This is a genomic window from Streptococcus mitis (assembly GCF_000722705.1).
GTDB lineage: Bacteria > Bacillota > Bacilli > Lactobacillales > Streptococcaceae > Streptococcus > Streptococcus mitis_P.
The window spans coordinates 359235-371700 of sequence record NZ_JPFW01000008.1; the positions used below are offsets into that span (position 1 = coordinate 359235).

Sequence of the window (12466 nt, forward strand, 5' to 3'; positions counted from 1 at the left end):
GAAAAAAAGGAGCCGAAACTCCTTTCGATATAAGGCAAACTAGCCTTTCCTATTTTGAACTGACACCCAAAATCTTAGGCATTAAAACTTTCAGTCAATTGAGGCACCACTTGTTTCTTACGTGAAACAGCACCAGCAAGGAAGGCATGGTTGTTTTCAAGTTTGAAGTTGAAGGCTGCTTCGACCTTGTCCATGTTAGCACCAAGTGCTAGGATTTCTGAGTTTGAGTTGACGATATCTGTAATCATCAAGACAAAGTCAGAGTAACCATTCGCTGTGTTAGCAGCTTGCATTGCAGCTTCGATTTCTGCTTGACGTTCCAATACTTCAGCGATGTCAACTGTGTTTACTTGAGCAACACGAACATTATTTCCGTTCAATTCAAAAGTCTTAGCATCGATGTCAATCAATTCTTCAGCAGATTTGCTAGCCAAGTTTGTACCAGCTTTCAACATAGCCAAACCATATTCTTCCAAGTTTACACCAGCTAATTCAGCCAATTCTGGAGCAATGACTTTATCTGTTGGGTGTGTTGTTGGTGATTTCAAAAGAAGGGTATCTGAAATCAAACCTGAAAGCATCAAACCAGCAATCTCTTTAGGAACAGCTACATCATGTTCTTTGAACATACGGTAAACAATTGAAGAAGCTGATCCAACTGGTTCCAAACGCATGTAAAGTGGGCTTGCAGTTTCAAAGTTAGCCACACGGTGGTGGTCTACAACACCATAAACTTCTACTTCAGCGATATCTGATACAGATTGTTGGAATTCATTGTGGTCAGTCAAGATAACTTGCTCTGCACCCTCTTCTTTAGCAGAAGTGATAACACGCGGTGCTTCCACACCAAAATAGTTCAAGACAAAGGCTGTTTCTTCATTTGGAGTTCCAAGGGCAACAGCTTCCGTATCCAAACCATAAGCTTCTTTTGCAAGGTAGGCAAAGGCTACAGATGACCCGATGGCATCTGAGTCTGGATTTTGGTGGCCAAATACTAGAATCTTAGACATGATAATACCTCATTTTGTTTATTCTCTTTATTGTAGCATTTTTTTCGATTTTTGACAAAAGTAAGAGGAGTCAAAGGGCTCCTCACTACTCTTCAAAATAACTGAGTAAATTTCTATCTTGATTTTCAGATAAAAATTGCTCCTTCTGCGGTCGTTTCTTACGCTTGAGCAGGGCTTCTGCCGACATAGCTTCTTCCTTACTGGAAAAACCTTGAGCATAGATGAGTTTGACTGGTAAGCGGGCTCGTGTATATTTGGCCCCCTTCCCACTATTGTGGACAGCGAGGCGTCTTCTCACATCAGTCGTATACCCTGTATAGTAAGATCCATCACGACACTCCAGCACATACATATAAGCCTTATGATCCATAATAAATCTCTTCAAGTTCGGGAGTATAAGAACCATCACCATTGTGGACAATCAAAGGAGGTAAGACCTTAAAGCCACTTGTAGAGCCATCCTTGATAGCCTCAATCAAGAGCATATTGGCTTCCTTTTCCCGCTTTGGATAAACAAATTGCAGGCGCTTGGGAGCTAGATTATGGCGTTGCAACATGTCCAAGATATCCAAGAGTCGATCAGGTCTATGAACCATGGCCAAACGCCCATTGGACTTGAGAATACTTTGGGCACTACGACAGATTTCTTCCAAATTGGTCGTGATTTCATGGCGCGCCAAGAGATAATGTTCACTCTCATTCAGATTGGAATGAGGATCCACCTTGAAATAGGGCGGATTACACAAAATCATATCCACCTTACTCCCCTGAATGTAAGCAGGCATATTTTTCAAATCATCACAGATGACCTGCATTTGCTCCTCTAATCCATTCAAACGGACAGAGCGTTCAGCCATATCCGCCAAACGCTCCTGAATCTCAACAGCCAATATCTGTGCTTGAGTACGAGTACTAGCAAAAAGCCCCACTGCTCCATTTCCAGCGCAGAAATCCACAATCAAGCCCTTCTTAGGAAAACGTGGAAAGCGTGACAAGAGAACACTATCCACCGAATAGCTAAAAACCTCTCTATTTTGAATGATTTTGATATCTGTCGAAAAGAGCTGGTTAATGCGCTCTCCTGATTTTAATAATTGTTCTTCTTCCATGGTCTTATTATAGCAAATTTATATTAACATTACAAAGAATATAGATTTCTAACTAATTCTTCTGCTTCTTCAAATGTTGAAGGGCTTCCTTGGTCCAAATTGGCATCATTCGTTTGAGAGGCGCAAAGCCGTAGTTAAAGCGGTCGCTTGAAAAGCGTCTCCGTCTCGGAAACTGGTGCTTTTCTTCCTCCAAAGTACGGATAGAAAGACTGGCTTTCCCTGTAAATTCATCTAAATCCACTACCTGAACTTGAACCTCTTCATCGACTTTTAAGGCTTCATGAATATTTTCAATAAATCCTGTTCGAATCTCTGAAATGTGAATCAGCCCCGTATCACCCGTCTCTAACTCAACAAATGCACCGTAGGGCTGAATCCCTGTAATACGCCCCTTTAGCTTATCACCGATTTTCATCTTAGTCCTCGATTTCAATTGTTTCAATCACAACATCTTCAACTGGCTTGTCCATAGCCCCTGTCTCAACAGCAGCGATAGCATCCAAGACAGTGTAAGATGCTTCATCAGCTATCTGACCAAAAACCGTGTGACGGCGGTCTAGGTGTGGTGTCCCACCTTGGTTTGCATAGATTTCCGCAATCGGTTCTGGCCAACCACCACGAGCAATTTCTTTCTTAGAATAAGGCAAATGTTGATTTTGCACGATAAAGAACTGGCTGCCGTTGGTATTTGGACCAGCATTGGCCATAGAAAGGGCACCACGGATATTGTAAAGTTCTTCTGAGAACTCGTCCTCAAAAGATTCGCCGTAGATTGACTCGCCTCCCATACCAGTTCCAGTTGGGTCTCCACCTTGGATCATAAAGTCCTTGATAATACGGTGGAAAATGACTCCATCATAGTAACCATCTTTTGATAGAGCTACAAAGTTAGCTACTGTTTTAGGAGCATGTTCAGGGAAGAGCTTGATACGCAAATCACCGTGATTGGTCTTAATAGCAGCAAGAGGACCTTCTACTGTTTCAATGTCTACTTGTGGAAAATGCAATTCTTTTTCTACCATACCAAATCCTTCTAAGGCATCAAAAATGCCATCTTCTTCTAGTGTTTTCGTTATATAATCTGCTTTTTCTTTGATTTTTTCATGAGAAATTCCCATTGCGACGCTGATTCCAGCGTAATCAAAGAGTTCCAAGTCGTTGAGTCCATCTCCAAAGACCATGACGTTCTCTGGTTTCAAGCCTAGGTGTTCCACAACCTGTTCCACACCTGTCGCTTTGGAGCCTGAAATCGGCACAATGTCAGACGAATGCTCATGCCAACGAACCATACGAAGTTTGTCTGAGAGACTATCAGGCAAACGCAAGTCATCTCCTTTATCTTCAAAAGTCCACATCTGATAGATATCTTCTTTTTCATGAAAATCAGGATCCACATCTAAATCTGGGTAAATTGGATTGATTGCTTCACTAATCATATCGGTGCGAATCGACAACTTGGCATCATGACTCCCAACCAAGCCATACTCAATTCCTTCTTGCTTAGCCCAGGAGATATACTCCTCAACATCTGACTTCTCAATCTGATGTTGATAAATAACCTGACCTTTTTTATCTTCGATATAGGCCCCATTTAAGGTCACAAAAAAGTCAGGTTTGAGCTCACGAATCTCTGGCACGACACCAAAAATCCCCCGTCCAGAAGCAATACCTGTCAAAATTCCTTTCTCACGTAATTGCTTAAAAACAGTTGGGATTGAAGCTGGAATAAAACCTGTCTTTGAATTCCGCAATGTATCATCAATATCAAAAAAGATAATCTTGATCTTTTTTGCCTTGTATCTTAATTTCGCATCCATCTCACTACCTCTTTCAATCTAACTCTTTCCATTATACCATAAAGTAGGCAAATCCCCTATGTTCAAAAAGTTTCCAGTTTTTATTGTAATACTCTTCGAAAATCAAATTCAAACCACGTCAACGTCGCCTTACCGTACTCAAGTACAGCCTGCGGCTAGTTTCCTAGTTTGCTCTTTGATTTTCATTGAGTATAAGTCCTTTTATGAGAAAAGAAACATGTTTATGAAAAAGCTCCATCATGCTCTTAATGTGTTCTCTTGTTTTCAAACAAACGAAAAAGAGAGCCACCAGCCCCAACTCGCTCCCCCATTTCAAAGCTCGTGAAAAAAAAAAGACCCGTCGGGGGTCTTAATTCGCTTTCTTGTTTTCAAGCTCATGAAAAAGAGGCCCACTGGACCCAACTCGCTCTCTCATTTCAAAGCTCGTGAAAAAAAGACCCATCAGGGTCTTTTCTTTAATCTTCGTTTACGAAAGGCATCAAAGCCATTACGCGAGCGCGTTTGATAGCTGTTGTTACTTTACGTTGGTTTTTAGCTGAAGTTCCTGTTACACGACGAGGAAGGATTTTCCCACGTTCTGAAACGAAACGGCTAAGAAGCTCAGTATCTTTGTAATCAACATATTCAATTTTGTTTGCTGCGATGTAATCAACTTTTTTACGGCGTTTGAATCCGCCACGACGTTGTTGAGCCATGTTTTTTCTCCTTTATAATTTTAGTTGTCCATTAGAATGGTAAATCATCATCTGAAATATCCAATGGATTTGTTGCTCCAAATGGATTTTCATCACGTGAAAAGTCTGGTACTGAATTTGTAGGTGCTGAATAGTTTGCAGTTGGTGCAGAGTAAGCTCCACCTGTATGACCCTCACGCACACTACGGCTTTCCAACATTTGGAAATTCTCAGCCACGACCTCTGTCACGTAGACACGTTGTCCTTGCTGGTTATCGTAACTACGAGTCTGGATACGACCTGTCACCCCGATAAGTGAGCCTTTTTTAGCCCAGTTAGCAAGATTTTCAGCCTGTTGGCGCCACATAACGACATTGATAAAATCAGCCTCACGTTCGCCATTTTGACTCTTAAATGTACGGTTTACTGCAAGAGTAAAAGTCGCAACTGCTACATTTGATGGGGTATAACGCAACTCAGCGTCACGTGTCATACGCCCTACAAGTACAACATTGTTAATCATAGTTTACCTTCTTACGCGTCAGTTTTGACGATCATGTGACGAAGAATGTCAGCGTTGATTTTTGAAAGACGGTCAAACTCTTTAAGAGCTGCGTCGTCGTTTGCTTCAACGTTAACGATGTGGTAAAGTCCTTCACGGAAATCTTGGATTTCGTATGCAAGACGACGTTTTTCCCAAGTTTTTGATTCAACAACAGTTGCACCGTTGTCAGTCAAAATAGAGTCAAAACGTGCTACCAAAGCGTTTTTAGCTTCTTCTTCAATGTTTGGACGAATGATATAAAGAATTTCGTATTTAGCCATTGATATGTTCCTCCTTTTGGTCTAATGACCCCAAGACTTAGCAAGGGGTAAGTGAGGTTCGCTCACAATAAACTATTATACTAGAAAAAAATTTTTTACGCAAGTAAAAACACCTAAATAAAAAAAGAAGATGACGAATCATCTTCTCAAAAACTATGAGTTTTTAGTCTTCTTTTTTCTTGCGAGCAAGAAGTCCAAATCCACCTAGGGCTCCAAGAAGTCCAAGCGCTGCGAGGCTAGCGTTAGCTTCTGTACCTGTGTTAGGCAATTCTTTTTGACCATCAACATACTTAGGTGTTGCTGGTTGAGTAGCTGAATCAGTTGGTACTGATGGTTCAGCTGGTGTTGGAACAGCAGGTGGGGTTGGAGTTGTTGGTTGTTCAGGAGTCTCTGGTGTTGATGGAACTGGTGCTGGTTCCGGCTTAGGCTCTAGTTTAGGCTCTGGCTTAGGCTCTAGTTTAGGCTCTGGCTTAGGCTCTAGTTTAGGCTCTGGCTTAGGCTCTGGCTTAGGCTCTGGTTTAGGCTCTGGCTTAGGCTCTGGTTTTGTATCTGCTTCATAGTATACATCAATTGTTTTATCATCTGTTGTTGATGTTACTTCTGTCGCTTCTACTCTTGTTACACTTGGAACTTTGTAGTTTGCTATTGATTCTGGTATTATTTCTGACCAACTGCCTTTGCTCCATTCTCCGTATGTAACTTCTCCAGTGACTTTATTTGTTGTTTTTGTTCTTGATAACGTCACGCTTTGTACCGCTGGATCTTTCAAGACTTTATTTGTACCTTTTTCTAGGTAGTTGATTGTACGTGTGATTACTTTTGTTTCCACTTCATCTTCTTTTGCTTGTGGATACTTCACGACTACTTCGGCATTTTCCATTGTTGGTGTTACTGCCACTGACGCTACACTTGCTTTATCTGGTGTTCCATAGTTTGCTACGGTTGGTGAGGATTGTTCTGCCCAACTTCCTTGTGACCATGTTCCTTCTTCAAGTGCATTCGTTACTTTGTTTCGTTTGTTTGTTCTTGTGAGTGTCACCGTTTGTACTACTTTTGGTGATACTTCTGTTGTTTCGTCGCTTGCATCTACATACTTAATTGTACGTGTGATTACTTTTGTTTCTACTTCGTCTTCTTTTGCTTGTGGATACTTCACGACTACTTCGGCATTTTCCATTGTTGGTGTTACTGCCACTGACGCTACACTTGCTTTATCTGGTATGCCATAGTTTGCTACGGTTGGTGAGGATTGTTCTGCCCAACTTCCTTGTGTCCATATTCCTTCTTCAAGTGTATTTGTTACTTTGTTTCGTTTGTTTGTTCTTGTTAGCGTAACAGTTTGAACTACTTTTGGTGATACTTCTGTTGTTTCGTTGCTTGCATCTACATACTTAATCGTACGTGTGATTACTTTTGTTTCCACTTCATCTTCTTTTGCTTGTGGATACTTCACGACTACTTCGGCATTTTCCATTGTTGGTGTTACTGCCACTGACGCTACACTTGCTTTATCTGGTGTTCCATAGTTTTCTACTGTTGGTGAGGTTTGTTCTGCCCAACTTCCTTGTGACCATGTTCCTTCTTCAAGTGCATTCGTTACTTTGTTTCGTTTGTTTGTTCTTGTGAGTGTCACCGTTTGTACTACTTTTGGTGATACTTCTGTTGTTTCGTCGCTTGCATCTACATACTTAATCGTACGTGTAATTACTTTTGTTTCCACTTCGTCTTCTTTTGATTGTGGATACTTCACGACTACTTCGGCATTTTCCATTGTTGGTGTTACTGCCACTGACGCTACACTTGCTTTATCTGGTGTTCCATAGTTTTCTACTGTTGGTGAGGTTTGTTCTGCCCAACTTCCTTGTGACCATGTTCCTTCTTCAAGTGCATTCGTTACTTTGTTTCGTTTGTTTGTTCTTGTGAGTGTCACCGTTTGTACTACTTTTGGTGATACTTCTGTTGTTTCGTTGCTTGCATCTACATACTTAATTGTACGCGTGATTGTTTTTGTTTCTGGAACATTTTCATACAAAGTATCATAAACATAAGTTACAGTGATTTCTTCACTGTTAATAACACCTTCAACCGGAGCCGAAGTTTCTTTGACTCTCATATATCTATACGCTATTTCATTATATGTAAATTCATCAGGACGATATTCTTCTGTATCTACATTATAATCTTTTGTATAAGCTCTTTTTTCAATAGCTGTTATTGTTGGTTTAATCGTATTTCCTTGCATATCTTCATATGCAATTTTGACAGCTCCATTTTTTATATTTTCTATTTTAATAGTAACAGAAGCTACATTCGCCTCATTAAATATTTCCTCTGCATTTGTTTTTGCTGCTGCTGAAATATAAGCTACCTGTTTATCTTTTGCATCTTTAGAAATTCTTGCTGGTACTAAAAATTCATTTGATAATCCCGGATTTAATGTAGTTCCTTGATTAGAAACAAACTTAACGGCTGTAACCTTGCTCCAATCTGTCACTTGATCAGCTGTTAAAGTTGTTGCTGTAGCAACTTCATTTGCATTTCCGTTAATTGGAGAAGTTAAGTAGTATGCTGTCCATCCTGCAGGAGCTATTGCTTCTCCTGTAGCTTCCACATCAAATGCAGAATTACGATTTATACTTGTATCAACAATATTCTTGTCCCCTTGTTTAGGTAATGTCACAAGCACTTCATTATTCGATAATTTTGAATTATCTGTATTTGATAATGTAAAACGATATGTTACATCTGTTTTTGGAGCTAAATTCTGTAACGAAGTTGTGTACCCTTCTCGTTGATCATTTTTATCTGTTACATCTACGTGTAATCGTGTCGCTGATGTATTACTTACAGGAATTTCATAAGTGAAAGTTGATGTATTGATAATTGTCTTATCTCCATCAAATTCATTATTAGGATTTAATCCATGTAGGAATCTATTTTCATCCCAAACTAATGTATATTTCAAACGATAACTACCTGTTTGAACCCACTGTGCTACATTAAACTCTAAATCTGGAGTTACATTCTCACGAGTATTTGAATCCTTCGGATCAATAATCAATACACGTTTACCAGTATTTTGATAATTATCATCTTTAGTTACAAGCGGGCTATTTCCGGCGTAACTAAAACCATCTGGTAACTCTACAATAATTTTAGGATTTTGTGTACCTAAATAATCTAATTTTTTATCTGTAGTAGCACCATGTGAAGTATATGTACTATATACACGATTTCCTAAACCTGAAGGAGAGTAATCATAAGCTTCTATTCCAGAACTTAATGATTGTGTTTTATTCCCTGCTAGAACCGTTTCTATCTTCCCAGTTCTCGGTGTCAATTTTAAAGCTGTTCTAGCATCTGCTAAAATTGTTTTAGAAATACTTGTATTAACCACATCTGTATCTTGAGTTGAAACTTTTGCAGTAACGATACTCTTAGCTTCTTTTCCTTCCGCTACCATTTGTTTAGCTTTTTCTAAGCCTTTTAAGTTTTGATGTAAATAAATACCAGCTTGACTAAGCGTATCATTTGTAAATGTCATTTCACCTTTTGGCTTTAATAAAACTCGGGTTGTACCTTCTGGTAAATCTATTGATGTACCTCCATTCTTTTTAAAGGCAATTTCCCCTAACTTCGTTTCCGTTTTACCATTTACAGTATATACTTCAAATGTATTGCTTGTTCCTAGATTATCTGGCGCATACCAAGCTGCATATGCTCCATTCTTATTCCAAGTCCCATAAAATTCAATTGATCTCTTTTGATCAAAATCACTATCAATCGTTAATTCAACTTCCTTAACTTTTGTCGGAGTGTCAACACTTCTCCAGAAAACAATAATTCTCTTATCATCTGTTTCCGTATTAATTCCAGGAATTGCAATATTCACTCTATTTTCATGATTCTGTTCATTAGTAAAGTTATTAATTACTAATGGGGGTTGTGCTCCTGCTGCATTTGGCGTTGCTCCACCTCCATTATCTTTATAAGGATTCACAGCCTTCACAACTAACGAAGTTGTCCCTTGACTTGTATTCGTTTCTCCTGATTTATCTGTATAAATTACATTGTCTGTAAATGTAAATTCTTTTCCTTTTAAAAACTCTTCTAATGTACCTGCCTGACGCATATTGATACGAAGTGTGTCATCACTAGTATTGTTACCTTGATTAAATACAGCTTTTGCATCTGGTATTGTTCTTATATAACGAGCAATATTTCCTTCTTGTGTCCATCCAGCGTTGATTGATGTTTCAGACACTACAGCTCCTGTCGGTAAAGTAATAGCATGTTGGATTTTATTGACGGCAGCAACTTCTTTATTTAATGTCGTTAATTTTAAAACTAATTCTTTATTCTTAGTTTCATCAATAGTGTCTCCTGGTGCATTTGTATTAAATAAAGCTAAATCTCTAGCACCACTTTCACTGTCCACATGAATACTAGCATATCCACTCTTATTTGTATTTGCTACCACTGACTTAGTAGTCTTCTCAGGTGAAATAGGATTTCCATTTTTATCCATTACTTGAGAAGTAATAGAAGTTTCTGAATTGCGACCGGTTTTATATTTATCAAATTTATAACTAATATTGAAATTACCATAAGAACCACTTGGAACTTCTCCAGTATAAATCTTATACTGTGTATTCGTTACTTTTTCCACCCTTAAAGCTGTACCAAATTGTACATCAGTAATAGGCTCATTCTCAGGTAAATTCACTAAAATATAAGAACCTTCTTCTAATTTTGAAGGAGCTGATACATCTAACCTAAATGTAGAAATAATTTGTTCTCCTACATTATATTCTGTTTGGTTTCCTACTATATGTCCTTGTAAACTAACTCTATTTTCAGTTGTTGCTTGTGTTTGATTAGTAGTTGCTGATGTACTATTTGAAGTACCAGTATCTCCTGTATTAGCTGCAGATTCTGTTGTTGAACTCGGTGGATTTGTTGTAGTAACCGGTACATATGTAATTTTATATTTATTTTCCCCAACAGATTGTAGGCTTGTCGCAGTAAATCCTGGATACTCTTTCTTTAATTGTTCAAGATTTGCTGAAAAATTTGATTTTAAAATAGCTACATCTTCTACTACTCCACCTGGTTTCTCATGAGTTACCATTACAAATTCTTGCGTATCTGCTACTACTGAATTACCTGTTCCAGTTCTGTTGTAACCACTATCTGTTACACTTGCAATCGGTGCATCTATTTCATCAGCTTCAACATGATAACCCAAAAAGAAGCCAGCCCCGATTAAAACACTCGCAGCACCAACTTTTAATTTTTTGATCGAATATTTTTCGTATCTATTTCCACAAAAATATCGATGATCTTTTTGTTGTCTAGACAATTTAAACATTGTTTACCACCCTATATATATATATATATATATGCACTCACGAGTACATATATTCGTTTAATTATATCATATTTCAAAGTAATTTTTAAGTAATTTGTCTATTTTTTTCAAAATTATAAAATTTTGTGTCCTAGGTACAGAAAAATAATATTATTAGGCTACTTCCAAGTATGCTTGAATATATATTGCATAAAAATGCAAATAAATAGGGTGATAAATCATCTTTTAAAAAATGATAATATTTTTCAATCTCGACATCAAAAAAAGTAAAAGGCCGATAGAACCTTTTACTTTCATCTCATTATTTACGGTTTAATACGGTGCAACATACGTGGGAATGGAATAGCTTCACGGATGTGTTTTGTTCCTGCTGCGAAGGTTACCATACGTTCGATACCGATACCAAATCCACCATGTGGTACAGTACCGTATTTACGAAGGTCAAGGTAAAATTCATACTCTGTACGATCCATGCCAAGTTCATCCATCTTAGCAACTAATGCATCATAGTCTTCCTCACGCATAGATCCACCGATGATTTCTCCATAACCTTCTGGTGCAAGCAAGTCTGCACAGAGCACGCGCTCTGGAGTTCCAGGAACTGGTTTCATGTAGAAGGCCTTGATGGCTGCTGGATAGTTCATGACAAATGTTGGCACACCAAAGTGGTTTGAAATCCAAGTTTCGTGTGGTGAACCAAAGTCATCACCATGCTCAAGATGCTCGTAGTCAGCGTCTTCATCATTTTCATGCTCTTGCAAGAGGTCAATGGCTTGATCGTAAGTGATACGTTTGAATGGCTCTGCAATGTAGCGTTTCAAAAGTTCTGTATCACGTTCCAAAGTTTCTAAGGCTTGAGGCGCACGGTCAAGAACACCTTGAAGAAGAGCTTTCACATAAGCTTCTTGCAAGTCAAGTGACTCATCGTGTGTCAAGTATGAGTACTCTGCGTCCATCATCCAGAACTCAGTCAAGTGACGGCGTGTTTTTGATTTTTCAGCACGGAATACTGGACCAAAGTCAAAGACACGGCCAAGGGCCATAGCACCTGCTTCTAGGTAAAGCTGACCTGATTGGCTCAAGTAGGCTGGAGTTCCGAAGTAGTCCGTTTCAAACAGTTCTGTTGAATCTTCAGCCGCATTTCCTGAAAGAATTGGGCTATCAAACTTCATGAAACCGTTCTTGTCGAAGAACTCATAAGTTGCGTAGATGATAGCGTTACGGATTTGCATCACCGCTACTTGCTTACGAGAACGTAGCCACAAGTGACGGTTGTCCATCAAGAAATCTGTTCCGTGTTCTTTTGGTGTGATTGGGTAGTCTTGAGATTCACCAATCACTTCGATGTCTGTAATGTCCAACTCATAGCCAAATTTAGAACGTTCGTCTTCTTTGACAATCCCTGTCACATAAACAGACGTTTCTTGGCTCAAGCGTTTGATGACATCAAACTTCTCAAGTCCCACTTCTTCACCAAATTTTTCGACAAAGTTTGGTTTAAAGGCCACACCTTGGAAGAAGGCTGTTCCATCACGCAATTGCAAGAAGGCAATTTTCCCTTTTCCTGATTTGTTGGCAACCCAAGCGCCAATCGTCACTTCTTGACCAACATAGTCTTTTACATCAATAATCGTTACACGTTTTGTCATTGTTTTTCCTT

10 protein-coding genes and 1 pseudogene are annotated in these 12466 nt (G+C 38.9%); all 11 read right to left on the reverse strand.

Annotated elements, in window-relative coordinates:
• Window positions 1-74: 74 nt before the first annotated feature.
• A complete protein-coding gene (locus SK642_RS06875) occupies window positions 75-1010 on the reverse strand; it encodes a manganese-dependent inorganic pyrophosphatase (protein ID WP_033684083.1) in 936 nt (311 codons plus the stop codon).
• 85 nt (window positions 1011-1095) lie between these two features.
• The gene (locus SK642_RS06880) at window positions 1096-1380 is read right to left on the reverse strand and encodes a GIY-YIG nuclease family protein (protein WP_033684084.1); all 285 of its coding nucleotides are present in this window, start codon (window positions 1378-1380) and stop codon (window positions 1096-1098) included.
• Complete coding sequence (locus tag SK642_RS06885; protein ID WP_033684085.1) at window positions 1370-2119, reverse strand: tRNA1(Val) (adenine(37)-N6)-methyltransferase; 750 nt, start codon at window positions 2117-2119, stop codon at window positions 1370-1372. Before SK642_RS06885 ends, SK642_RS06880 begins: the two co-directional genes overlap by 11 nt.
• A 52-nt stretch (window positions 2120-2171) precedes the next feature.
• Window positions 2172-2534: a S1 RNA-binding domain-containing protein gene (locus tag SK642_RS06890; protein WP_023943268.1), complete on the reverse strand. Its 363-nt coding sequence runs from the start codon at window positions 2532-2534 to the stop codon at window positions 2172-2174.
• Between the two features lies 1 nt (window position 2535).
• A complete protein-coding gene (locus tag SK642_RS06895; RefSeq protein ID WP_033684086.1) occupies window positions 2536-3936 on the reverse strand; it encodes a bifunctional Cof-type HAD-IIB family hydrolase/peptidylprolyl isomerase in 1401 nt (466 codons plus the stop codon).
• Between the two features lie 455 nt (window positions 3937-4391).
• Window positions 4392-4631, reverse strand: coding sequence for a 30S ribosomal protein S18 (gene rpsR, locus SK642_RS06900; RefSeq protein ID WP_000068664.1), 240 nt, complete (start codon window positions 4629-4631; stop codon window positions 4392-4394).
• Window positions 4632-4662: 31 nt separating this feature from the next.
• Entirely contained in the window at window positions 4663-5133 is a 471-nt protein-coding gene (gene ssbA, locus SK642_RS06905) for a single-stranded DNA-binding protein SsbA (protein ID WP_000609606.1), read from the reverse strand.
• An 11-nt stretch (window positions 5134-5144) separates the two neighbouring features.
• Window positions 5145-5435 (reverse strand): 30S ribosomal protein S6, encoded by a 291-nt coding sequence (gene rpsF, locus SK642_RS06910; RefSeq protein WP_001151786.1) that lies wholly within the window; start codon window positions 5433-5435, stop codon window positions 5145-5147.
• Between the two features lie 163 nt (window positions 5436-5598).
• Window positions 5599-10566: a mucin-binding protein gene (locus SK642_RS06930; protein ID WP_419991765.1), complete on the reverse strand. Its 4968-nt coding sequence runs from the start codon at window positions 10564-10566 to the stop codon at window positions 5599-5601.
• A 138-nt stretch (window positions 10567-10704) separates the two neighbouring features.
• Window positions 10705-10806, reverse strand: a pseudogene (locus SK642_RS11205) (YSIRK-type signal peptide-containing protein); the annotation flags it as partial.
• A 305-nt stretch (window positions 10807-11111) separates the two neighbouring features.
• Entirely contained in the window at window positions 11112-12455 is a 1344-nt protein-coding gene (asnS, locus tag SK642_RS06935) for an asparagine--tRNA ligase (protein ID WP_033684087.1), read from the reverse strand.
• Between the last annotated feature and the right edge of the window lie 11 nt (window positions 12456-12466).

Bases quoted from the DNA above. Each gene is read 5' to 3' on its own strand.
- ssbA (WP_000609606.1), bottom strand. From the start codon at position 5,133: ATGATTAACAATGTTGTACTTGTAGGGCGTATGACACGTGACGCTGAG.
- rpsF (WP_001151786.1), bottom strand. From the start codon at position 5,435: ATGGCTAAATACGAAATTCTTTATATCATTCGTCCAAACATTGAAGAA.
- asnS (WP_033684087.1), bottom strand. From the start codon at position 12,455: ATGACAAAACGTGTAACGATTATTGATGTAAAAGACTATGTTGGTCAA.
- SK642_RS06885 (WP_033684085.1), bottom strand. From the start codon at position 2,119: ATGGAAGAAGAACAATTATTAAAATCAGGAGAGCGCATTAACCAGCTC.
- SK642_RS06930 (WP_419991765.1), bottom strand. From the start codon at position 10,566: ATGGTAACTCATGAGAAACCAGGTGGAGTAGTAGAAGATGTAGCTATT.
- SK642_RS06880 (WP_033684084.1), bottom strand. From the start codon at position 1,380: ATGGATCATAAGGCTTATATGTATGTGCTGGAGTGTCGTGATGGATCT.
- SK642_RS06875 (WP_033684083.1), bottom strand. From the start codon at position 1,010: ATGTCTAAGATTCTAGTATTTGGCCACCAAAATCCAGACTCAGATGCC.
- rpsR (WP_000068664.1), bottom strand. From the start codon at position 4,631: ATGGCTCAACAACGTCGTGGCGGATTCAAACGCCGTAAAAAAGTTGAT.
- SK642_RS06895 (WP_033684086.1), bottom strand. From the start codon at position 3,936: ATGGATGCGAAATTAAGATACAAGGCAAAAAAGATCAAGATTATCTTT.
- SK642_RS06890 (WP_023943268.1), bottom strand. From the start codon at position 2,534: ATGAAAATCGGTGATAAGCTAAAGGGGCGTATTACAGGGATTCAGCCC.